This is a genomic window from Paenibacillus sp. RC21, assembly GCF_044907935.1.
Lineage (GTDB): Bacteria > Bacillota > Bacilli > Paenibacillales > Paenibacillaceae > Paenibacillus > Paenibacillus terrae_A.
The window spans coordinates 181,619-202,995 of record NZ_JBIYCS010000006.1 but is presented as its reverse complement, the minus strand read 5'-3'; the positions used below and the strand labels follow the sequence as shown (position 1 = coordinate 202,995).

Here is a 21,377-nt window from a genome sequence, read left to right as displayed (position 1 = left end):
CTGCCGCAGGTTGGCATAACCTTAATTCCTGTCCTCATACCCTGTATAGTACGGAGCTTGCGCATGAATAACTTATAAAGGGGGATTGGCCTTACATGTCAGTCTACAAGTCTTCCACAGGAATGGATGAAAATATAGCGGCTGTCCTGTGCTACCTGTTCGCATTCCTTGGTGCACTGGCCTTCGTGTTGCTGGAAAAGAAAAGTCGGTTCGTCCTGTTTCACGCGCTGCAATCCATTTTTCTGTTCGTAGCCCTTATGATCGGGCATGTGCTCGCAGGACTCATTCCGCTACTCGGCCCGCTACTCGCTTCCCTGCTGACACTGGCAGGCATCGTCTTATGGGTCGTCCTGATCATTCATGCTGGACAAGGCAAGTGGCTCAAGCTTCCTTGGGTGGGTGATCTGGCCCTCCATCAAGCCCGGCAGTTGTGAGAGCATGTGTATATTTAACCAAGATTTAAAAACAGCAAAAACCTTGATCCTGAGAAGGAATCAAGGTTTTGTAGCTTGTCGCCTTTTTCAGCTCATACACGAATATGCCCCAGCTTGTCCGGATTGATCATCAAGTAAAAATCCTGAATATGCTCCCCGTCTGGTGCCAGACTGATGCATAAGACCTCCCTCACTGCACCTTCTTTCAAGAATACGAGCTGTACCTCACCATTGATGACGGTGCGGACCAGCTGTCTCTCCCGTAATACGGTTAATACACGACGAGAGGTTAACAGAGCGAGAACGCCTTTGCGTACAACCATCGGTCGCATCACCGTATGCACGTTGCCTCCGCCATCTGCCACAAATACGGGCTGTTCAGCCAGTAGCTCCAGCATAGCGCTAACATCGTAGGCGAGAAAGGCGGCTGTAAAACGTTCCAGCACCTTTATTCTGGAAGGATTCATCGTACTGCTGCTAACCGAATCGGCAAGGGCAGATTCCTCGGAAGAAAGAATACGGCGGGAGCGACTGAACAGTTGACGACAATTACTCTCTGTCTTTCCCAGTAATTCCGCGATCTCTTTATAGTCATATTGAAAAGCTTCCCTGAGCACAAAAACAGCCCGTTCCATCGGCTTGAGCTGCTCCAGCAGAACCAGAAAAGCGTAAGATATCATATCTTTACGCTCCAACCAATCCGCTGGAAGATCTGCGCTCTCACCAAGCGGCTCCGGCAGCCACTGTCCAACATACGTCTCCCTTTGCTTACGGGCAGAGTTCAGAAGATTCAGACACCGATTCATCGTCATTTTCGCTACATAGGCTTTGGGATTCTGTAAGTCATCCAGGGGCTTTTTCTTCAACTCGACAAAGCAGTCTTGAACTACATCCTCGGCATCCGTCACTGTCCCAAGCATTCGATAAGCAATGGCAAAAGAATATTTACGATATCTTTGATATAGCTCCTCCAGACTTAAATCCGCCGATTCTTGTTCAATTCCGTGTTCCTTGCCAGTCAAAGTATGGCCCCCTGTTCGATTAAAGACTACCCGGATACATTCCCGTTGCAATAGCAATCCGGTTCCAACTGTTAATGACGTTAACAGCCATGATTACGTCCACATATTCTTCCTCGGTAAAATGTTCTCTGACCCGATTATACAAATCCGTAGGTACCCCTTGTTCAGAAATGCGGGCAACCGCTTCAGCTAATTCAAGCATAGCACGTTCTTTTTCCGTGAACAAAGGAACTTCCCGCCATAGGGCCAACTGCAAAATGTGATCACCATACTCCCCCAGTTTCAGTAGATCCTTGGCATGCATGTCCAAACAATAAGAACACCCGTTAATCTGGGATACTCTGATTTTCAGCAGCTCGTACAGCACCTTGTCTATAAAACGTCCGGAAATATATTTTTCCATCTCCATCATTACCTTAAACGTACTTGGACTTACTGCTCTGTGATTGAATCTTAAACTCACGATACATCGCCTCCATCATTGGTTTACACTTAGAAGACAAATGAACCTGTGGATTTGTGACAAAGTGAAATTAAAAAATCTGGAATTGCCCTCAGCTAACATAGCATGTATTATAAATAAATGATTTTATGTAAAGAAGGTGAGCACTCACATGAGCGGAAAAGGTTTTATTAAGGAGTTTAAGGAATTTGCTGTACGGGGAAACGTGATTGATCTCGCGGTTGGTGTTATCATCGGTGGAGCTTTTGGCAAAATTGTCACTTCTGTAGTAAATGATATTATTATGCCTCCGATTGGTAAGCTTCTGGGCGGCATGAATTTTCCAGACCTATATGTTGCTTTAAGAACTGCCGAGCCTTTGAATGCTGATGGAACACGCATGACTCTGGCACAGGCCAAAGATGCAGGGATCGCCGTTCTTGCCTACGGTCAGTTTATTAACGTTCTGCTTGACTTTATGATCGTGGCCTTCTGCGTGTTCCTGCTGGTCAAAGGGATCAACATGCTGAAGCGTAAAGAGGAAGAAAAACCTCCTCAAGAAAAAACGACCAAGGAGTGCCCACACTGCCTGTCGGAAATTCCCAAGGCTGCAACCCGCTGCGCACATTGCACCTCCAAGCTGGAAGGTTACGTAGAAGCACACTAACTGGTTTCAGCCGGGAGACGTCGGTCAAGAACCACTCATATAACTACAAAAAGCGGCTTAGACGATGAAACGTCTAAGCCGCTTTGATTATAGTATCGAAGGCTTGATCAGCTAAAATTGGTGATAATGCCACGGGGCCTGACGGGCAAGCCCTCTGCGTATAGATGGGAGACATCACCGAAGCCGATGCAACGCGGAGTCGCCCACTCCTTGGAACGCTCATCAAACAAGATCGTGGTTACGGAGCTAGGCGGCATCCAGAAACCGGACCAGACCAGGGCCAGTGGCAGCTCCAGCAGATGGGCAAGCCAGGTCAGCCCGAAGCCGCCATGGCAAAATACGGCCACCCGGTCTTCGGTATGCTTCAGAATTCGATATTTCCCCCCAACCCGCTCAAAGCCTTGGCGCTTCAAGAATTCATCGGAATGAAGCTTTAGCTGCTCGAACGTTTCAGGACTTTGCGTTCCCTGATAATAGGAAATCTCCTTCCAGGAGTCATGAGTCGGCAGAGGCACCTCAGAGCGGATCACTTCACCGGGTAAATCCCAATGAGAGAGACGACCATAAGGAGTTTCCTCCAGCTTCAAGCCCAACTCCTGCGTCCAGTGCTCCACTTCATGAGTCATACCGAGAGAATCGGCGGTGTATCGCATCGTATCCAGCGCACGCCCCATAGGAGAAGCATAAATACGGTCCAGTCCGTGACTGGAAAGCCGTTTGGCCAGTGCCTGAGCCTCCAAATGCCCTTCCGGAGTTATGGTATTGTTCGGATAATCAGGATCTGCGTGCCGAATGATATACAATCTCATATTTCTTTTCTCCGTTCCTATGAAATGACAACAGGATAGCTTGATCCCTTAACGCTTATTCAGCAAGGTTTCCAGGATCGCACGTAAATCCCGGTCTTCCTGATAGACTTCCTCACCCGTATCCAGCTCAATAACCCGGATATATGTATAATTCGCTCTGGCATCGACTGGCTTGAAAATCAGTTCCTCCGGGTTGTCCGGACGGACATCATAACCCATATTTTTGAACATATCCGTGATTTGTTCGATACCCGGCTTGCCTCCGCTTTCCAGCATAATCAGTCCGCGCAGCTCCTTAGGTTCTTCCGGATGCATGACCCGAAAATGTACGATACATTCCATGTAAAATCGCTCCTTTCGATCGTATACCTATTTTATGGCGTAAATCTCCATGTTCCCAGCATACCCCAAACCCCACTCCACATTCCATAGCCGCCTTCATATCGTCAGGACGAAAAACACGTTATACTGTAAAATAGACCTTTTACATCTGCTTATACTTTAGGAGGAACCACGATGACTAGCGAGCTTCTGGACATCTATGACGATGAAGATAAGCCCCTTGGCACAGCTTCCCGCCAAGACGCACACGCCAAGGGGTACTGGCACCATACCTTTCACTGCTGGCTGGCACGAGACACCTCAACAGGCCGCCGCTTGCTCTTTCAACAGCGCCAGGATACGAAGGACACCTTCCCCGGCTACTACGATATTACGGCAGCAGGCCATTTAACGGCAGGTGAAGATGTATCTCAGGCAGTGCGTGAGCTGGAGGAAGAACTCGGCATTCACGTTCCTTTTACCTCATTGACACCGCTGATGACCGTTCGATATGAGAGCAAAGGAACGGCACAGGGCATATCTTTTTGGGACCGCGAGATCAGCTCGGTGTTTGGATTGCTGTCGAACCAGCCATTGGAGGACTATCGACTCCAGCAAGAAGAAGTGGCCGGGCTGTACGAAGCAGACCTCGAACAAGCACTGGCCCTCTTTGAAGGACGTATTCCTTTTCTCGAAGCCAATGGCATATCCTCGGGGCCGAACCCCGAACAGCATCGCCGCCTGATTACATCGGATCAATTCGTTCCTCATAAGGCCGGATACATTACATCTATATGCCAGGCTCTGATGAAACTTCCTGTTCTATAAAACTTATTTTATTCTCCGGCCGACATATATTTACCGATAATGCCCTCATACCGCCAGCCATACCGGGTTGACAGCTCGCTGCCCATGTCATGCTCCAGCTCATACAGAATCAGATCCTGGGCAAAATGATTCAGCAGCAGCCCTGTCATCACCGGGTGCTCGGTAATGAGCGCCTGTGTCGGGCAATTCTCTCCCCGCATGCCCAGCAGGCACCAGCGCCGATCAATGACAAAAGAAAATTTGCGTCCCGACGGCTCCTGTCCGTTTTTGCCAGACGCCCGCGGCAGCCACGGTCCAAGCACACTTTCACCGTTATCGCAGGACCATAGCAGCCGTACACCCCGTTTTTCGGCTTTTTCCAGCTCTGTCCGCAGCAGTTCAGCTTCCTCACGCCACAAATCCAGCACAATCTCATGCTCCGCCCGTTCCAGCTCACGGGTCAGGCTTTCCAGTACATTCCGGTCGCCTTCCACGTTATAAAAGGTTGGCTTGTCTGGCTCTGCTCTCGGCATTTCCTTCTCGACTGCACGCAGGGACTCCTGCAACTGTCCTTCAATCATCCGAGTCAGCTCACCCGATGGCAGCATGCTGTAACGCACAGGTTCTCCCGCACTCGCCCTGAGATACCCTTGCCCGGCCAGACGCTGCAAAGCCGCGTATACGTTGGAGCGTGATGCACCCAGACGCTTGGCGACTTCATAGCCGGAGGCCGCATTTTGCCTCGATAGCTCGACCATAACCTTGGCTTCCATTTCCGTAAATCCCAGATTACGCAGATGATGCAGCAAACGCTCCATATGTTCTGTTCCCCCTATGCTGCCCGGCGTTCTGTTCATATCCTGCAGCAGCCTGTTCGGCTGCGTCAAATCTGTTCAGCTCCGCAACGCGGGCACCACTTGGAGCCTTTGGGCAGCTCGGCTGTGCAAATTTGGCATTTCACATTCTCGCGTACCTGTGCAGCCGGAGTTGCCGGCTTCTCTGCCTCGGAGTTGTTGGCCTTCCAGTATCGAATACGCTCGTCCAGCTCCTCCTGGCGCTCCCGTTCACGTTCCAGCTCCTCCAGACGGCGATGCTCTTGCTCCAGCTCTTCCTGACGACGACGCTCCCACTCTTCATCGAAGGCCGCTTTTTCTTCCGGTGTAAAATCGGACACCGTATAGTTGCGCTCCAAGCTGGATGGTTCGTGCATTTCATGCAGCTTATGCTGCTCCGGTTCATGCCGATCATACGGCTCATGTTCCTCGTAATTATTGTGGGCAGGCTCAGCACCCTTGGCTGGTTCCTCATGCTTGCGCAGATCAAACGAATATACGCCCGTTGGCGCCTCTTCACGCACAGCAGCCACTTGCTTGGAAGCAGCCTGTCCCTCATTCAGCTTGCGCCCACATTTCGGACAAAAGTTCGCATCCAGCGGCACAACAGCTCCACAGGTGCATAAATGAGCGTTTTTCAGCTCTGCAATTCTGCCGCGCAGCTCGTCAATTTCATCCTGTAGCTCATCACAAGCGGTAGATAGCTGTGTCATTTCCTTTTCTGCCACCGACATATCGGATGCCCGGTAGCCTTCATAAAAAATTTGACCCATTCGCAAAAAATGAACATCCATTTCCTGCTGAATCGCTGTAATTTGTGAATTTATTTTACTAATCTCGACAGCATGCTGTGCCTTTTCTGTAGCGCGATTCGCGCCTTCCTTTATACGTTGAATCAGCTTCATATTGATTTCCTCCCTATATCCAGCCGGATTTCCCCGTACCGTGCATATATCCCAAGTTTTTTTCTGTTGGCAAACCTCGAACTCCTGTATAATGGAATGCGGTCATATCGCCTTTTGAAAGGATGCAAGCATTTCAGCATATATTTCAGTCCATCGTCTTGTTCTCAAGAGCAGCTTATGCTGACTAGAACTCTATCATACCAAAAACTACCCCCATTTGTGAAAATGGAAGATTTTATAAGCGAAAGGGGTTTCAGGATCATGGACCCAAATCCTGCTTTTTACCCCCGTCCTATCGGGGTTCCTTATTCAACGTCGAGCCCGCAGGCACGCCGTGCTTCTATGGATACCAGCACAACGCTAGTATCTGACAGTGACCGCGACTCGGCTTATTTTCGCGCTTTGGAGAACGCGGGTATCCACTTGAATCGCCCGCAAATCCAGGCCGTCCGTCATGGCAAAGGCCCCCTGCTGACACTAGCCGGGGCAGGCTGCGGCAAAACCACAGTACTGGCCGCCCGTGCAGGCTACCTGATGGCGCTGCGAGATGTTCCTGCATCGTCCATCTTGCTGGTCACCTTCACCAGCAAGGCGGCTGCCGAAATGAAGCTGCGCATCGCAGGATTGCCCGGTGTGCGCCCGGCTGCCGCACGTGCTGTCCAAGCACGTACCTTCCACTCATTCGCTTTGGCGATGCTGCGTCATCGCGGCGTGCAGGATGAAGTATTCGGCGAAACGCAGGCCCAGCACACCGTTATGAAAATGATGCTGCGCCAGCTCGGGCTTAGCGAGGCGTTCCAGCCTGAAAGCCTGCTGTCCGCCCTCTCCGCCTGGAAGGCGGAAGGCCGCAGCGCGGACGAGTTGCCAGAAACCGTACGCGAGGAATCGGATGCCAAGCGTGCCATGCTCGCTTATGAAGCGTGGAAACAGGAGCGCAATAAAATGGATTTTGACGATATTCTGCTGCGTGCTTCCGTTCTGCTGCGTGACCCGGATGTGCTTCAGCCGCTTCAGCGGCGTTTTTCCCACATCATGGTCGATGAGTTTCAGGATACGAATGCCCTGCAATATGAAATGGTGCAGCGATTGGCTGCCCGTCACCGCAATCTGATGGTCGTCGGTGATGATGACCAGACGATCTACACCTTTAACGGGGCACGTCAGGAATCCATTCTGGAGTTCGACAAGGTCTACAAGGATGCGAGGGTCATTACCCTTGATATTAATTACCGCAGCGATGCACGGATTTTGGGGCTGGGCTCCAACATTGTCGCCAAAAACGTCCACCGACGCTCCAAACGCCTGTCGGCTGCCGGACGTGAGGGCCTGCCCCCACAGTTTGCCACGCCATCCGGGCCGGAGGAAGAAGCGACGCATATTGTTACACATCTGCTCGGACAGGTAGAGGAAGGTCGGCTTCGCTACCGGGATATCGCGATTTTGCACCGGACAGCCAGCGGAAGCCGTTCTATTTTTGAGCAATTAATCATGCGGGATGTACCGTTTATTCAGTATGGGGCCGGGGCGGTATTTTATGACCAATCCCTGATTCGTCCCTTGATGGATCACCTGCGTCTGTCGCTGAACCCCCGGCGGATGGAATCCATTCCAAGTACCCTTGGGCCGCTGTATGTTTCCCGTGAAGCGGGGATGGAATGGATTATGCGCGAGGAAAAGCAGCAGGCTAAAAAATATCCGTTAATCCATCTCAGCCGCTGGGATCGGCTGCGCGACTTTCAGCGTGAACAGGTGAAGGAGCGTATTCGGCTGATTCGCAGCCTCACCACGATGAAGCCGACCTATGCCATTCAGGAAATGCGGCGCGTTTTCTACGATAAATATTTGGAAAGCGGCGATACGGGCGCGTGGACTCATTATAAGGAAACGATGCAGGAAAGTCTGGAGGAGCTGGAAACGGCGGCGAAGCGTTTTGACACGGTGGAGGCGTTCGTCAGCTTTGCGGACGAGCTTTCCGAGCGCCACCGTCAGATGGAATCGCTGCGCAGAGAAGAAGACAGCGATGCTGTCCGCCTCATGACGATCCACCGGGCCAAGGGACTGGAGTTCCCTTGCGTCTACTGGATCGGCGCAAGCGAAGGCATCCTGCCGCACAGCTCCGCGTTGCACAGCGAGCTGCCAGAGGATCGGCGGGCAGGCGCAGCCCCCGCAGCGGCCGTAGATAACGACGCGGCGCTGGAGGAAGAGCGCCGCCTCGCCTACGTGGCCGTCACCCGGGCGAAGGAGCTGCTGTACATCACCTCCCCCGCCTCCAACCACGGCAAGCCTGCCGCCGTGTCGCGCTTCCTGTTGGAAGCCTACGGGGTCACACCCCCTGAGGCTTCCAAGCCGGAAACGCGGCGCACCAGCTTCGGCCAGCCGAAGGGGACTTCCGGGCAAGGTGGCCGCGCCAGCAGCGGAGCTCACGCGTCCGGCACGGCTACCCGCGTGAGCAGCAGGCCCGGACCAGGCAGCGGGTCAGCGCGGACGGCCTCGTCGGTGGCAAGTACACGGGAGGAGCCACGCATCAGCGTGCCCGTGTGGAAATGCACCGACGACGCCTGCAAGGCGTGGATGCGGCGCGATACGTCAGGCGCCCGCCGAACGGCTTCGGCTGGAGCAGGCACGCCGCCGGTATGCCCGCTCTGCTCATCCCCGATGACAGAGGGGACACGCAGCATCCCGGCCAGATAGGTATAAACTAAATCATTCTTCCCTTGAAAAAGTATAAAAGCACCATCAAAACCACTAGTTACATGGTTATGATGGTGCTTATTGTTCATTATATATCTGTCATTTCTATTTATACCATTTCCATAAGTACTTTAAGAGAGTGGAAACAGAAATATGTTTTTGTGAAAGGACAACAAAGCGAACCTTCATGTTTAGTCTTCTACAAAACGGATATTAGGACGTTGAAAATACCTTTGGTCAGACACGAAATAATATTCTTTCCCCACAACAAGAGGAGGGATAACGGATTTTGAAGAGATATATAATTTTTTAATCTCACCTCCGTTAGCCGGATCACTCTGTATTACTAAGTAATCATCATAAATTCCAACTAATTTAGCCATTTCACTTGGATGAGATCCTGAATAATAATAAATCCAGCCTAATATTAGCAAAATAAATACAATTCTTAAAGTAACTTTAATTATTTTATTTTTTTGACCAAAAATATCATCACCTCCAATAATTGATCATTATACTATATATATGATAATATCGGGAATATATTTATAAATAATTCCATTTTGAAGGTATAAAATGAAACATAAGACAGGCTTACTCTCGCTTGTGGTAGTTGGACTCCTTGCATTATCTCAAGGCTCAGTTAGCGCGGCTAGTGCGGCAGAAATTGCAGTAATGGACTATACTCCACTGAAAATTGACAGCAATATAACGGTTAAAAAATTTTCTGATGGTCGTGTTTAGCCAATTGAGAATGCAAAATCTTTGACGGAGAAACAACAATACGAGATCTTAAGCGAAATGGATTATACCGGAAAAGATATTAAAAAACTCTCTGAGACAGAGAAAGTTTTTCTCATTACTGAGGGTGGAGCGAAAGTTAATTTAAACCAAAGTGAAATGGTTCACAAATATTTTGACCTTAGTGGTAAGGAACAGCACCACAGCTTTCGGGCTTCGGTGATCAGGTCGGCCAATGTGCTGGCCTTTTTTATATAATCCTTGCAGAATCTTTGGATCTCATGCAGTTCTTGCTCCATATGAAAAAACAAGTGGAAGGATATACATTTCACTTTGTCGAAGTATGCTGTCATGGGGAGGTGTTGATTCATTGGGTTTCTGGCAATTGATAATCGCGTGGATATGTACTGTTTGTTTGGTAATCGTTTTTAAAGGTAGAGTTAGCAAGTGGCTGCTCTATCCTTTGTCGCTTGTTTGTATATTGGGTACATTGTGTTTTTGGGTTTATAATCAATAAATTGGGCAAATAGAGGAAATCGGGAGCATCCTGTCATTCCTCTACCGCTCAACTATGATTTTAACGACAGCTACTTCCGAGTATTACTTTCCTTCCAAATAAGAAACAGGCTCTTTAACCTCTACCTTGGTGCCGCCAAATTCATCTTTAATGTATTTTTGGGTATCCTCGCTATGATACAGATCTGCCAACTTTTGAAGTCCTTTGTCATTCGCCTTATCGGATGAAGTGACCAGGACATTAATATTATTTTTGGTCGCCTGACTGATCTCTTCGTGGAACAAAGAATCTTTAAGTACATTCAGGCCACCTTCTAAAGCAATCGTATTCCCGATCAAAACCAATCCCACATCCTGAATCACACGAGGACCTGTTTTATCGTCGATCAGCTCAAATTTCAGGTTTTTAGGATTGCTGGTGATATCATTGACCGTGCCTAAAGCATCATCAAAATCTGCTTTCAGCTTAATTAGGCCGGACGCCTCCAACAGCTTCAAGCCTCTTGCCGTATTGGCCGGATTATCTGCCAAAGCCACCAAAGCCCCGTCCGTCACTTCATCAATGCTTTTGAATTTTTGTGAGTAGATGCCCATCGGCTCCAGATAGGTTGTGGCAATAGCCTTCAAATCCGCCTTACTTTCCTTGTTGTAGGTAACGAGATATGCCCACGACTGGAATGCATTCACATCCACTTCGCCTTCCTTGGTGGCATTGTTCGTTTCGATCCCGCCGTTAATTTCCTTCACTTGAATGTCCAGCTTGGCATCCTTGGCTGCTTGAGATTGGGCAATATGCTTCCAGATCTGTGCGTCAGAACCCATGGAGCCGATGACTAATTTCTGTGTTTCCGAACCGGAAGTGGAGCTGGCGCCACTACTGTCAGAGCTTTTATTGCCACATCCTGCAGCTACTAATAATAAACTGATTCCTAATAGTAAAATTAATGATTTCTTCATCTCTACTTCCCCCCAGATCTTGCTAGTGCATCGTCATTCCGCCTGTAACATTAATCGCTTGTCCTGTCATGTATGCAGAGAGCTGACTTGCCAAAAACAGCACCACATTGGCGACGTCCTCCACCTCAGCCGTTCTTCCCAGAGGTACCTGAGAACAATCTTCCTCATATATTTCTTGAGCGGTCATTCCACGAATGACGCCTCCCTCAATCCGTTCCCGATGCTTCATCGGCGTTTCTACAATGCCGGGACACACCGCATTGACCAAAATATTTTGGGGCGCAAGCTCAATCGCCATAACCTTGGTTAATCCGAGAACCGCATGTTTGGAGGCGCAATACCCTCCCATCGCCCGATATCCATTTTTTCCAGCCTGCGAAGCGATTTGAATAATTCGTCCCGGCTTATGAGCGTTCACCATTTCTTTGGCAAACCGTTTGGACGTCACATATAATCCGGTTGAATTAATAGAAAATACCTTCTCCCAGTCTGCTAACTCGCTATCAATGACATAGTCCATCGTGGAAGTGCCCGCACAGTTTACCAATATGTCAGGGACTCCCGTTTCACTGAACAGTACATTGCACCATCTCTCAATATCGTCCGGCTTGGAAATGTCCAAATGAGTTTCAACCAACTGCGGATTGACCACTCGATACGGCTCTTCATAAGAAATATCAGCAGAAATCACTTTGGCCCCGCTTTGAATGAACAGTTCCACAATTCCCTTGCCTATACCTGACTTGCCGCCTGTCACTACCGCTGTCTGATGAGATAAGTCGATCGAAATCATAGATTTTAAAAAACTCTTTCAAAAGGATCCCGGCTAATGCCAGCTTCCAATACAATTTTTACATATTCCTGCGCCGAGAAAAGAGAGTGGTCCTTGTAGTTCCCGCATTCCAAAGGCGTAACAGCCGGAACCTCCGTGGTTTCCAGAATTCTTTTCAAGGTTTTTTCCAAAGCGACTGCAATTTCTTCAGGCTCATGTTCATTCCAAAGAATCAAATAGAACCCGGTTCTGCATCCCATCGGAGAAATATCAATAATCCCTTTAATTTCATCTCTCAAATACGTCGCCAACAAGTGTTCCAGCGTATGTACAGCGGCTGTTGGAATTGCATCTTCATTTGGCTGTAAAAATCTCAAGTCATACTTTTGGACTGTACTTCCTTTTTCGTCATGCTCTACTCCGGCTGCTCTTACATAAGGGGCTTTTACAATCGTGTGATCTAATTGAAAGCTTTCTACTTTTGCCATTTGTCCCGACCTCTTTTTCTGTAATTTATATTGAATAGAGTGACTAACAGAGCTTCATGTAATTTTTTTAAAATGCTTCGAATCAACATTTCGGTAATTATACATCGGTTTACTCGGTTTTACAATATAAATTGTTATCCTTTTTTTCTTCCCGCCACCTCTTCTCCTTTGCCTGTAGGTTTTGACATAGTGTACAATATATACGGTAGTGCATATTTACGAAATAGATCGAGGACATCGTAAGCCTCAATTAGGAGAATGGCCTGTGAATGAACCGGATTGGAAGCACTTGAATGCTGTCCCTTTGCCCTTACAGGAATTTCAGCTACAGCTGGAGCAGAACGGAGTTAACGCCAAGCAACTGGAGGAATGGAGAAAAATCCCGGTCCTTTATCAGTTGGCTCTGGAGGAATTAAAGAACAAAATCAAGCTGATTCAGACCGAATGGAAGCTGATGGACGGCTTTAGCCCGATTGAGCATATCAAGACCCGAATCAAAGAGCCTCACAGCATTGTCGAAAAGGTTCGACGCAAAGGGTATGAAGTCACCCTGGACAATATACTGCGTGAAATTCATGACATCGCGGGAATGCGAGTCGTGTGTGCTTTTGTCAAAGATATTTATCGCCTGATGGATCACCTGCGCACACGGGAAGACATCCGTATTCTGGAGGTCAAGGACTATATTGCCCAACCCAAGCCCAACGGCTATCAGAGCCTTCATGTCATTGTAGAAGTTCCGCTAATTCTGTTTGAAGGTACACGCTGGATCAAGGTTGAAATTCAGCTCCGCACACTGGCTATGGATTTCTGGGCCAGCATGGAGCATATTTTGTACTATAAGTTCGATAAGAAAGTGCCTGAGCATGTCGTTAACGGATTATCCGAGGCTGCGCGTGCAACCTATGAACTGGATCAGAAAATGCTAAAGCTGCGCGGCGAAATCTTGTCGCTCAGCGAGGAACAGGAGCAAGAAGAATCCCCCGAGCAGCCAACTGCTGCGGAATCCTCTTCGAAGACACTCTCCCTCGCCACGGATCACACCGAATCCCGGCCGCAGACCTGCTAGGTATCGGTGTACATGATCCTTGAACATTGGGCTGAGGCGTCAACAGCCTCGATTCAGCTTCAGCGTTGCAAAATCCTGATTATATTAATAAAGAGCGCTCAAAACCACTTTTATCGTGGCTTGAGCGCTCTTTTGCTCTATACTTTTTGTCTTGCTCTATTTCTTTTATTCAGAGCTTACTGCTTCTCGCGGATTTCTGTGCTGATTTTCTCAACAATGTCCGCAATGCTGAGCGATCCCAGATCGCCTTCGCCCCGTTTGCGAACCGCTACAGTACCGGATGTCTTTTCATTTTCCCCGATGACGAACATATATGGAACCTTCTCCAATTGTGCCTCGCGGATTTTATAACCAAGCTTCTCATTACGAGTATCCACTTCGACACGCAGACCCGCTTGCAGCAGCGCTTCCTGCACCTCATGGGCAGTCTCGATATAGTTCTCGGATACAGGCAACAGCTTCGCATGAACAGGAGCCAGCCACAATGGGAATGCACCTGTAAAATGCTCAGTCAGGATACCCATAAAGCGGTCAATCGAACCGTAGATGGCACGGTGAATAACGACTGGACGGTGCTTCTGGTTGTCCTCGCCCACATAGGTGAGGTCGAACTTCTCAGGCATTTGGAAGTCCAATTGGATCGTTCCGCACTGCCAGCTGCGTTTGAGCGCATCGAGAATGTGAAAGTCAATTTTCGGACCGTAAAATGCTCCATCTCCCGCATTAATACGGTAGTTGATGCCCAGGTGATCCAGCACGTTTTGCAGAGCTTGTTCCGCTTGATCCCACAGCGCTGGCTCGCCCATAAAGTCATCCGGACGTGTGGACAGCTCCACTGTGAAGTCAAAACCAAACACACTATACATTTCGTTAATCAGCTTGATTACGTCCGTAATCTCTTGTTCAATCTGACCCGGAGTAACAAAAATATGCGCATCATCCTGACAGAATGTACGAACACGCATCATACCGTTCAACGCACCGGACAGCTCATGGCGATGCACTTGTCCAAATTCGGAAATCCGAATCGGCAGATCGCGGTAAGAATGAAGCTCATTTTTAAACACGAGCATATGCCCCGGGCAGTTCATCGGTTTCAGAGCAAATGTAGTTTCATCTACTTCGGAGAAGTACATGTTTTCCTTGTAATGCTCATAGTGTCCTGATTGTTCCCACAGACGGTTGTTCATCATCAGCGGTGTGCGTACTTCCTCATAGCCATGCAGACGTTGTATTTCACGGGAGTAATCCTCCAGTGCAGTACGAACAACCATACCTTTAGGCAGGTAGAACGGCATACCCGGTGCTTCCTCGGAGAACATGAACAACTCCAGCTCTTTACCCAGCTTGCGGTGGTCGCGTTTTTTCGCTTCCTCCAGCAGGTGCAAGTGCTCATCCAGTTGTGCTTTTTTCGGGAATGCGGTTCCATAGATACGTTGCAGCATCTTGTTGTTGGAATCGCCTCTCCAGTATGCACCTGCTACACTCAGCAGTTTAAAAGCTTTAATGCGGCCTGTAGATGGCAAATGCGGCCCGCGACACAGGTCAAAAAATTCGCCCTGATCATAGATCGTAATTTCCGCATCCTCCGGCAAATCACGAATCAGTTCCAGCTTCAATGGATCTTCCAGCTCTCCAAAAATACGAGTTGCTTCCTCACGGCTGACCACACGACGTGTAATTGGCAGATTTTCCTGTGCGATCTTCGTCATTTCCTTCTCGATCTTCGCCAGATCGTCAACGGACAACGGGTTTTCGATATCAATGTCATAGTAGAAGCCGCTGTCAATGACCGGACCAATACCAAGCTTCACGTTTTTCTCGCCATAAATACGTTTGAGGGCTTGTGCCAGCAAATGCGCTGTGCTGTGACGATAAATTTCCAGACCGTCCACACCGTCCAGTGTAATAATTTCCAGGTCGCTGTCCTGCTCCAAAACGGTGTTCAGATCTACAGCCTTCCCATTCACTTTACCTGCGACTGCATTCTTTTTCAGACCGGAGCTGATCGAACCCGCCACGTCGGCGATGGTTACGCCCTGCTCGTACTCGCGTACGGCTCCATCTGGCAATTTTACTTGAATACTCACGATTAAAGCCTCCATTCAAATTGTAAGGTTGCATGCTATATATCAAAATTGAACGCAAAAAAAACGCCTCTCTCCCTCAAGGGACGAGTGCGTTCAGCTCGTGGTTCCACCCTAGTTCGGCCCGCTCCTGTGCATACATTCATGTTCATTAAACATGTTCATGCACGACATGCGTGACCCTCCATTGGTATCCGTTAACGGGGATAAATCGGTAGGCGCTTACTGATGTCACTGCCACATTACACAGCTACATGTTCAACGTCACGGCTACAAAGGGGTAACTTCACATGCGGTTGCCGGAAAAGATCTCAGCCTCGTCTTTTCTCTCTGAACGGCCCTTCAAGGAAATCATGTCTTTGGTCAATGCCTTGAGTATTACTATATGCTACAGCATTATAGATGAAATTTGCAGCTATTTCAAGTGGCTGTTTATGTAAGTTTCACTCCTCACATTCATCATCTGGTGGTGAGAACGGATGTACATATATTTACACAACTCAAAAAACGCTGTAATATAATACCCATCTAGACGGTATCGTACAGAAAAAAAGAAGAGAGGGGGAAGGAAAGATGCCTAAAATCATTGTCACAGAAGAACAATGGATTCAGAAAGGAATTGAACGGTTTGAACAGGGCGGCATCGAGCAGCTCGTTATCGAAAAAATGGCCGTTTCCTTAGGATGCAGCAAGAGCAGTTTTTATTGGTATTTTGACAATCGCAGCAGCTATATTAGACAGATTGTTGAGACGTGGAAGGAACAGACAACACAGCGGGTTATTGCAGCGTCCATCATCCATGCTACCGCAGATGAGCGGATCAGAGACTTGCTGACCCGGATGTTCGGTACGACGAAACGGGGAGACTTCCTGTTTTATCTACGGAAACTGTCTTTGAGGGATGACACGTATCGCTCCATTCTGGATGAAGTGGAACAGATGAGAACGGAGTTTATGAAGCAGTTATTAATACAGCAGGGAATGCAGCCAGAGAAAGCCTTCCAGAGATCATGGATGTTGTACCATTATTACTTAGGGTGGTATGAGCGGCACAAACAAGAGACGTTAAGTGATGAAGCCATTCAGCAACATATTCACATGATTTGGACGGAGTGGATTTCAATTTAAGGAGGATGTCACATGTTGGAGTTACTTACATGGGCAGTTGGCGGAATTCTTTTGGTACTGAGCGGCATGCATGTATATTGGGTATTCGGTGGAAAAATTGGCATTAACGCAGCGATTCCAAGCACAGGAACAGATAGGCTCTTTGAGCCCTCCAAAATAGGTACAGCGATTGTAGCCATTTTACTAGCTTTAGCCGCTTGGTTCATCTTGGAACTAGGGGGAGTTACACAATTCCTGCTTTTCAACTCCTTCTATTCCTACGGAGCAGGCTTGTTATCGTGTTTATTTATTTTACGTTCTATAGGTGATTTCAAATGGGTAGGGTTCTTCAAGAGAAAGAAAGGAACCGTTTTTGCAAAATGGGACAGTGTGCTCTATTCCCCTCTTTGTTTCCTTTTGGGAACAGCCATTTTAATGATTATGTTCCTGCGTACGGAGTAAACACGGTCTGTAGTCATATTGAATCTGTCTCTACACTCGCAGAAGCTTATTTGTCGTTATCTTCGGACAGGGGTTCGACTCCCCTCATCTCCATTTTGCTAAATCCACAATCGAGTGAGATTGTGGATTTTTCATTTCCTGAATTACCTTCACACAATAGGGAAGATGTGATGGGTATGAGCTGCACGTTGAAAACGAGCAACACTACTCTACCAGCTTTTCAGACTTCAGCACCATGTCTCGTAACACGTGAGCGACTCGACTTTTCCCACTCTTTGCTTTCTTTTTTATCCATCGCAATGATTTTTTGTATGCATGAGTATGGTTTTGATAATAGAACTGCTTGGCTGCAATTCGCAGTGTTCTCCTCAACAACAGCGCTGACGAACGTGTTTGCTTGGATCGGCTTCCACTGCGCAGTACCCGCAACGTATTTTTGTAAGTCTCCAAATCCAGGGATGGATGTACAAGGGCGAATAAATTTAACGAGGAGTCATTAAATCCGTAGGTTTTAAACATAATTTTCAGATTTTCCGTATTTAAAACGTTTCCTCTGAGGTGGGTTGGATGCTCCTGGTGATATCCGACTACCTCTTTCATGCAATAAAAAGGGATTTTCAATCGATGCAGCCTGTAGCCAAGGTCCCAGTCTTCGAGTCCATAGAGTACAAACCGTTCATTGAAACCTCCAATACGAGCCAAATGGCTGCGTCTGATGGATACACAACGTGTAACTAATAACGTCCAAGAAGCTACATCCGTTTTGACAAATTGCTTTTTGACATTTGGGGGAACTCTGGAAGGGATCATAACCTTGGACAATGCATCCGTTTGATGAAGGATATCTTCTGGCGTTATTAACGGAATAATTTCATTCGCTGCTTCAAAGTCCGCACTCCATAGGTTGGATTGTGTAAGTGTATTACGAAAATGTTCTTTTTCCGCAGGGGAAAAGTCAGGGTAATAATGGGTATAAGCATCATCCCACGAGTGAGGGAAGCCTGAAAGCACGGATTTGGGATATTTACGGTGATAACGGCTCACGATTCTAATAAAATCAGGTAACACCAAAAAATCAGCGTCGCAGAAAATGATGTATAGCCCTTTGGCACGGCGCAGTCCCAAATTTCGAACGGCAGATCGACCGCGTTGTTCTGGATGGGACACATAGATAAGAGGATAGGATGCTTTGAAGCCTTCGACCATTTCTTTCGTTCCATCTGTAGAACCGTCATCAGCTACAATCACTTCGAATAGATGCTTCGAATAGGTTTGTGTTTCAAATGAAGTGAGCGTGAGCAACAGCTGCTGGGCTCGATTATAGGTTGGAATGACGATGCTGTAGCGGATAGCCAATGTGATCTCCTCCCCATTTTTTAGAAAACCTTTAAATAAGATGAATGATAACAATATATTCAATGACTTTAGCCTGGTATAGTCAAACACCCTCTAAAGATTGAAACAGGCTTGATTTTATTGGAGATGTATGTTGGAGCCGATGGGGGAGTGGCCAATGATTCCGCTGTATACCTTTATTCACCAGGGTCTATACTAATCTTTTGCAGCAGGGCGATAAGCAGGTCTTCTTCCTCATCAGATAAATTATGTACAAGATCAGCATTGAACTCATCCAAGATTCCTTGCAGGACAGGATAAAATTCTAATGCCTTGGCCGTTGGGAACAAAAGATGGGAGCGACGATCATTCGGGTCCGTTTCTCGCTCAATGTAACCCGATTCCTCCAATTGTTTCACAGAACGCGCAGTGGTTGCTTTGTCAAATTTGAGTTCATTCGTCAACTGTTCCTGTGTAATGCTCGGACGCCGCAAAATAAGCTTTAAAAAGCTGTGTTGGCCCCCGCTACCGATCCCATAAGGAGCCAGTTTTTTGGACAGTATTTTTTGATTTCGCCGGTACAGGTGGGAAATCAGCTTTCCAATCGGTTTTTTTCTCATTAAATAAATACACCTCAGTGGCTTAAAAATGGCAAATCTTCAGGTGGGACCAAGGCAAATTTTACAACAATATTGTTGCATGCGCAACTAATTTGCTGTACACTAGAACCGTCATTTAGTTGCGTGTGCAACTAAATAGTAATGGTCAACGATGAAGAGGTGCTAATCATGAGTTCAACCGCTACAGCTGCCGCAACGTATCAGGAAAATAGCGAAATCCAGAAGAAACGTTGGATGATTTTGATTGTATTGAATCTGTTTACGTTTATGTCCACGCTGGATGGAAGCATCGTCAATATTGCTCTACCCGTGTTGTCCCGCACGCTAAATTTACCCGTAGCACAGATTGAATGGGTCACAACAGCCTATTTGATGGCTATATGTACAGCCATTTTATTTTTTGGCAAGCTTGGAGATATTGTAGGCAAAATTAAAATATTCAAGATCGGCACGATCGTGTTCATCCTTGGCTCACTGCTGTGCGGTCTCAGTCATTCGTTGCCCATGCTGCTGATCTCCCGAATCATTCAGGCGCTCGGAGCATCCATGACCATGGCCAACAGCCAGGGAATCGTCACGGATATCTTCCCTTCCACTGAACGAGGCAAGGCACTCGGCCTAATCGGAACCTTCGTTTCCCTCGGCAGTATCGCGGGACCCAGCTTGGGTGGTATTATCGTCTCTTCGCTAGGCTGGCAATATATCTTCTGGGTCAATGTACCGATTGGTCTGGTGGCCGTTTTTCTCGGCTGGAAGCTGCTGCCAAAGGATCTGATCAAGGTGAAAGACAAGATCGACGTTCCCGGCAGTCTGGTGTTTGCGGTTTTTATCCTCACTTTGTTCGCCGGATTACTACTGGGACAACAGGTCGGATATGGGGACAGCCGCATCATTGCTTTGCTGGTAATTGCCGTGATTGCTTTTGCGGTATTCCTTCGGGTGGAAATTCGCCGTCCACAGCCGTTGTTGCAGCTCGCTTTATTCAAGAATCCGTTGTTCTCGCTCAGTATTCTGTGCGCTTTTCTCGTATTCGCCGCTAACTTCTGCTTTAATATCATTTCGCCTTTCTATGCGCAGAATATGCTGAACTTGTCGCCTTTTTATGCAGGGTTCCTGCTGATGCTGTTTCCAATCTCCATGGTTATCGTTGCCCCTCTCAGCGGTGCGCTTTCAGATAAAATCGGGTCTGAACTGCTCACCTTTGCCGGACTGGTAGTCATGGTAGTCGCCCAGATTGGCTTGGCTCGTCTCCATGCAGGCAGTCCCGTTCCGTTCGTGGGTCTTTGGATCGCTATGCTGGGTATCGGCAGTGGTTTATTCCAATCGCCGAACAATTCGCTAATCATGTCCAAGGTGCCCCGCACGCAGCTCGGCTCAGCCGGGAGTGTCAATTCACTGGTCCGCAACGTCGGCATGGTGGTGGGGATTACCTTAGCCACGTCGATCCTGTTTTATATCATGAGCAAAGAGGCTGGCTATCGAGTCACCGGGTTGGTTCCAGGTCACCCGGAAATTTTTCTATCAGGAATGCATGTGGTCTTTATGACTTCCGCGTCCATTTGTCTGGTGGCGGCACTGCTGACAGGCTGGCGGCTGATCGGGTCCAGACGGGCAAAGGTACAGAAGGAAAAGCAATAAAGGAGTCGAGAGGAACGAAAACGCGCATAGACAGAATAGTTATTGTGGAATTAAGATGATGAGTATTCCGTACGAAGTACGAACATGGAATAACAAGCAACATTTACAATTTGAAAATGTGATATAAGGTGGCGCTTAGATGAAGTATTGCTATGAATGTGGAACAAAACTAATCGTGAAGGAGTGTGAAGGCGAAGGCCCTATTCCCTATTGCAATACATGTCAGGTCTTTCGGTTCCCGATATTCAGCACTGCAATTAGCACCGCTGTAATCAATCGGCAGAGAAATAAAGTGTTGCTCATACAGCAGTACAATATCAAGGATTTTATTTTGCTGGCTGGTTATGTGAACAAGGGGGAATCCGCCGAGCAGACATTGGTGCGCGAGGTTATGGAAGAAGTGGGATTGCAAGTGGATGAGTATACATATATGCGCAGCGAGTATTTTGAACGAACCCATACACTGATGCTGAATTTTGTATCCATTGTGAACGATGACAAACTGGATGCTCTCAGTGCAGAGGTAGACCAAGCACGTTGGTTTACGCTGGAGGAAGCCAAGCAGGTTATTTTGAAAAACAGCTTGGCTGAATCCTTCCTGCTGACCATTATTCAACAGATCGAAGCAGGATTCATTTGAACTGATGCAAACCG

Annotated in this window: 24 protein-coding genes; 11 read left to right on the top strand and 13 right to left on the bottom strand. The window is 47.9% G+C overall.

Going from position 1 to position 21,377, the window contains the following annotated elements; translation table 11 throughout:
* Nucleotides 1–95: 95 nt before the first annotated feature.
* On the top strand, nt 96–434 hold the full coding sequence (locus tag ABIA61_RS19920; protein WP_283654505.1) for a DUF4870 domain-containing protein: 339 nt from the start codon (nt 96–98) through the stop codon (nt 432–434).
* Between the two features lie 92 nt (nt 435–526).
* Here ABIA61_RS19920 and ABIA61_RS19915 read toward each other — a convergent pair whose 3' ends face one another.
* Together ABIA61_RS19915 and ABIA61_RS19910 are read right to left on the bottom strand one after the other, a co-directional pair.
* Complete coding sequence (locus tag ABIA61_RS19915; protein ID WP_283654504.1) at nt 527–1,456, bottom strand: sigma-70 family RNA polymerase sigma factor; 930 nt, start codon at nt 1,454–1,456, stop codon at nt 527–529.
* A 19-nt stretch (nt 1,457–1,475) separates the two neighbouring features.
* On the bottom strand, nt 1,476–1,919 hold the full coding sequence (locus ABIA61_RS19910; RefSeq protein WP_404581160.1) for a carboxymuconolactone decarboxylase family protein: 444 nt from the start codon (nt 1,917–1,919) through the stop codon (nt 1,476–1,478).
* Nucleotides 1,920–2,070: 151 nt separating this feature from the next.
* Here ABIA61_RS19910 and mscL point away from each other — a divergent pair, with 151 nt between their 5' ends.
* On the top strand, nt 2,071–2,565 hold the full coding sequence (gene mscL, locus ABIA61_RS19905) for a large conductance mechanosensitive channel protein MscL (RefSeq protein ID WP_404519765.1): 495 nt from the start codon (nt 2,071–2,073) through the stop codon (nt 2,563–2,565).
* Between the two features lie 107 nt (nt 2,566–2,672).
* On the opposite strand, the gene ABIA61_RS19900 is transcribed toward mscL, so the two are convergent.
* A complete protein-coding gene (locus ABIA61_RS19900; protein WP_283654501.1) occupies nt 2,673–3,374 on the bottom strand; it encodes a histidine phosphatase family protein in 702 nt (233 codons plus the stop codon).
* Nucleotides 3,375–3,422: 48 nt separating this feature from the next.
* Nucleotides 3,423–3,716, bottom strand: a complete 294-nt coding sequence (locus ABIA61_RS19895) for a hypothetical protein (RefSeq protein ID WP_014279590.1) — start codon at nt 3,714–3,716, stop codon at nt 3,423–3,425.
* Nucleotides 3,717–3,890: 174 nt separating this feature from the next.
* Between ABIA61_RS19895 and ABIA61_RS19890 the strand changes: the two genes are divergently transcribed.
* The gene (locus ABIA61_RS19890; protein ID WP_404581159.1) at nt 3,891–4,523 is read left to right on the top strand and encodes an NUDIX hydrolase; all 633 of its coding nucleotides are present in this window, start codon (nt 3,891–3,893) and stop codon (nt 4,521–4,523) included.
* Nucleotides 4,524–4,531: 8 nt separating this feature from the next.
* Here ABIA61_RS19890 and ABIA61_RS19885 read toward each other — a convergent pair whose 3' ends face one another.
* Together ABIA61_RS19885 and ABIA61_RS19880 are read right to left on the bottom strand one after the other, a co-directional pair.
* Nucleotides 4,532–5,320 carry a TrmB family transcriptional regulator gene (locus ABIA61_RS19885; RefSeq protein ID WP_283656180.1) on the bottom strand — a complete coding sequence of 263 codons (789 nt, stop codon included), beginning with the start codon at nt 5,318–5,320 and terminating at the stop codon, nt 4,532–4,534.
* Between the two features lie 65 nt (nt 5,321–5,385).
* Complete coding sequence (locus ABIA61_RS19880; RefSeq protein ID WP_283654499.1) at nt 5,386–6,240, bottom strand: zinc ribbon domain-containing protein; 855 nt, start codon at nt 6,238–6,240, stop codon at nt 5,386–5,388.
* 261 nt (nt 6,241–6,501) lie between these two features.
* On the opposite strand from ABIA61_RS19880, the gene ABIA61_RS19875 reads away from it, so the two are divergent.
* The gene (locus ABIA61_RS19875) at nt 6,502–8,931 is read left to right on the top strand and encodes a UvrD-helicase domain-containing protein (RefSeq protein ID WP_404581178.1); all 2,430 of its coding nucleotides are present in this window, start codon (nt 6,502–6,504) and stop codon (nt 8,929–8,931) included.
* 191 nt (nt 8,932–9,122) lie between these two features.
* Here ABIA61_RS19875 and ABIA61_RS19870 read toward each other — a convergent pair whose 3' ends face one another.
* Complete coding sequence (locus ABIA61_RS19870) at nt 9,123–9,314, bottom strand: hypothetical protein (protein ID WP_404529643.1); 192 nt, start codon at nt 9,312–9,314, stop codon at nt 9,123–9,125.
* A 193-nt stretch (nt 9,315–9,507) separates the two neighbouring features.
* On the opposite strand from ABIA61_RS19870, the gene ABIA61_RS19865 reads away from it, so the two are divergent.
* Both ABIA61_RS19865 and ABIA61_RS19860 read left to right on the top strand, forming a co-directional pair.
* Nucleotides 9,508–9,675 carry a hypothetical protein gene (locus tag ABIA61_RS19865; protein WP_404581158.1) on the top strand — a complete coding sequence of 56 codons (168 nt, stop codon included), beginning with the start codon at nt 9,508–9,510 and terminating at the stop codon, nt 9,673–9,675.
* Between the two features lie 21 nt (nt 9,676–9,696).
* Nucleotides 9,697–9,930, top strand: coding sequence for a hypothetical protein (locus ABIA61_RS19860; RefSeq protein ID WP_404581157.1), 234 nt, complete (start codon nt 9,697–9,699; stop codon nt 9,928–9,930).
* A gap of 342 nt (nt 9,931–10,272) precedes the next feature.
* Here the strand turns inward: ABIA61_RS19860 and ABIA61_RS19855 are convergent, their stop codons facing one another.
* Genes ABIA61_RS19855 through ABIA61_RS19845 form a run of 3 tightly spaced genes read right to left on the bottom strand, consistent with a single transcriptional unit; the run spans nt 10,273 to nt 12,405 of the window.
* Complete coding sequence (locus tag ABIA61_RS19855) at nt 10,273–11,145, bottom strand: MetQ/NlpA family ABC transporter substrate-binding protein (protein WP_404581156.1); 873 nt, start codon at nt 11,143–11,145, stop codon at nt 10,273–10,275.
* A 22-nt stretch (nt 11,146–11,167) separates the two neighbouring features.
* Complete coding sequence (locus ABIA61_RS19850) at nt 11,168–11,938, bottom strand: SDR family NAD(P)-dependent oxidoreductase (RefSeq protein WP_404581155.1); 771 nt, start codon at nt 11,936–11,938, stop codon at nt 11,168–11,170.
* Between the two features lie 5 nt (nt 11,939–11,943).
* Entirely contained in the window at nt 11,944–12,405 is a 462-nt protein-coding gene (locus ABIA61_RS19845) for an S-ribosylhomocysteine lyase (RefSeq protein WP_025685885.1), read from the bottom strand.
* A 265-nt stretch (nt 12,406–12,670) separates the two neighbouring features.
* Between ABIA61_RS19845 and ABIA61_RS19840 the strand changes: the two genes are divergently transcribed.
* Nucleotides 12,671–13,474 carry a GTP pyrophosphokinase gene (locus ABIA61_RS19840; RefSeq protein ID WP_283654495.1) on the top strand — a complete coding sequence of 268 codons (804 nt, stop codon included), beginning with the start codon at nt 12,671–12,673 and terminating at the stop codon, nt 13,472–13,474.
* Between the two features lie 176 nt (nt 13,475–13,650).
* On the opposite strand, the gene thrS is transcribed toward ABIA61_RS19840, so the two are convergent.
* Nucleotides 13,651–15,564: a threonine--tRNA ligase gene (gene thrS / locus ABIA61_RS19835; protein ID WP_404581154.1), complete on the bottom strand. Its 1,914-nt coding sequence runs from the start codon at nt 15,562–15,564 to the stop codon at nt 13,651–13,653.
* A gap of 570 nt (nt 15,565–16,134) precedes the next feature.
* Between thrS and ABIA61_RS19830 the strand changes: the two genes are divergently transcribed.
* Together ABIA61_RS19830 and ABIA61_RS19825 are read left to right on the top strand one after the other, a co-directional pair.
* Complete coding sequence (locus ABIA61_RS19830) at nt 16,135–16,689, top strand: TetR/AcrR family transcriptional regulator (RefSeq protein ID WP_283654493.1); 555 nt, start codon at nt 16,135–16,137, stop codon at nt 16,687–16,689.
* Between the two features lie 12 nt (nt 16,690–16,701).
* The gene (locus ABIA61_RS19825; RefSeq protein WP_283654492.1) at nt 16,702–17,130 is read left to right on the top strand and encodes a DUF3995 domain-containing protein; all 429 of its coding nucleotides are present in this window, start codon (nt 16,702–16,704) and stop codon (nt 17,128–17,130) included.
* A gap of 204 nt (nt 17,131–17,334) precedes the next feature.
* Here the strand turns inward: ABIA61_RS19825 and ABIA61_RS19820 are convergent, their stop codons facing one another.
* Nucleotides 17,335–18,486: a glycosyltransferase gene (locus ABIA61_RS19820; protein ID WP_404581153.1), complete on the bottom strand. Its 1,152-nt coding sequence runs from the start codon at nt 18,484–18,486 to the stop codon at nt 17,335–17,337.
* 176 nt (nt 18,487–18,662) lie between these two features.
* On the bottom strand, nt 18,663–19,085 hold the full coding sequence (locus ABIA61_RS19815; protein ID WP_404581152.1) for a MarR family winged helix-turn-helix transcriptional regulator: 423 nt from the start codon (nt 19,083–19,085) through the stop codon (nt 18,663–18,665).
* A 168-nt stretch (nt 19,086–19,253) separates the two neighbouring features.
* Between ABIA61_RS19815 and ABIA61_RS19810 the strand changes: the two genes are divergently transcribed.
* Nucleotides 19,254–20,723, top strand: coding sequence for an MFS transporter (locus ABIA61_RS19810; RefSeq protein ID WP_283654489.1), 1,470 nt, complete (start codon nt 19,254–19,256; stop codon nt 20,721–20,723).
* Nucleotides 20,724–20,862: 139 nt separating this feature from the next.
* Entirely contained in the window at nt 20,863–21,363 is a 501-nt protein-coding gene (locus tag ABIA61_RS19805) for an NUDIX domain-containing protein (RefSeq protein WP_283654488.1), read from the top strand.
* The last annotated feature ends 14 nt before the right edge of the window (nt 21,364–21,377 follow it).

Bases quoted from the DNA above. Each gene is read 5' to 3' on its own strand.
- ABIA61_RS19920 (WP_283654505.1), top strand. From the start codon at position 96: ATGTCAGTCTACAAGTCTTCCACAGGAATGGATGAAAATATAGCGGCT.
- mscL (WP_404519765.1), top strand. From the start codon at position 2,071: ATGAGCGGAAAAGGTTTTATTAAGGAGTTTAAGGAATTTGCTGTACGG.
- ABIA61_RS19900 (WP_283654501.1), bottom strand. From the start codon at position 3,374: ATGAGATTGTATATCATTCGGCACGCAGATCCTGATTATCCGAACAAT.
- ABIA61_RS19895 (WP_014279590.1), bottom strand. From the start codon at position 3,716: ATGGAATGTATCGTACATTTTCGGGTCATGCATCCGGAAGAACCTAAG.
- ABIA61_RS19890 (WP_404581159.1), top strand. From the start codon at position 3,891: ATGACTAGCGAGCTTCTGGACATCTATGACGATGAAGATAAGCCCCTT.
- ABIA61_RS19885 (WP_283656180.1), bottom strand. From the start codon at position 5,320: ATGGAGCGTTTGCTGCATCATCTGCGTAATCTGGGATTTACGGAAATG.
- ABIA61_RS19880 (WP_283654499.1), bottom strand. From the start codon at position 6,240: ATGAAGCTGATTCAACGTATAAAGGAAGGCGCGAATCGCGCTACAGAA.
- ABIA61_RS19875 (WP_404581178.1), top strand. From the start codon at position 6,502: ATGGACCCAAATCCTGCTTTTTACCCCCGTCCTATCGGGGTTCCTTAT.
- ABIA61_RS19870 (WP_404529643.1), bottom strand. From the start codon at position 9,314: ATGGCTAAATTAGTTGGAATTTATGATGATTACTTAGTAATACAGAGT.
- ABIA61_RS19865 (WP_404581158.1), top strand. From the start codon at position 9,508: ATGAAACATAAGACAGGCTTACTCTCGCTTGTGGTAGTTGGACTCCTT.
- ABIA61_RS19855 (WP_404581156.1), bottom strand. From the start codon at position 11,145: ATGAAGAAATCATTAATTTTACTATTAGGAATCAGTTTATTATTAGTA.
- ABIA61_RS19850 (WP_404581155.1), bottom strand. From the start codon at position 11,938: ATGATTTCGATCGACTTATCTCATCAGACAGCGGTAGTGACAGGCGGC.
- ABIA61_RS19845 (WP_025685885.1), bottom strand. From the start codon at position 12,405: ATGGCAAAAGTAGAAAGCTTTCAATTAGATCACACGATTGTAAAAGCC.
- ABIA61_RS19830 (WP_283654493.1), top strand. From the start codon at position 16,135: ATGCCTAAAATCATTGTCACAGAAGAACAATGGATTCAGAAAGGAATT.
- ABIA61_RS19825 (WP_283654492.1), top strand. From the start codon at position 16,702: ATGTTGGAGTTACTTACATGGGCAGTTGGCGGAATTCTTTTGGTACTG.
- ABIA61_RS19815 (WP_404581152.1), bottom strand. From the start codon at position 19,085: ATGAGAAAAAAACCGATTGGAAAGCTGATTTCCCACCTGTACCGGCGA.
- ABIA61_RS19810 (WP_283654489.1), top strand. From the start codon at position 19,254: ATGAGTTCAACCGCTACAGCTGCCGCAACGTATCAGGAAAATAGCGAA.
- ABIA61_RS19805 (WP_283654488.1), top strand. From the start codon at position 20,863: ATGAAGTATTGCTATGAATGTGGAACAAAACTAATCGTGAAGGAGTGT.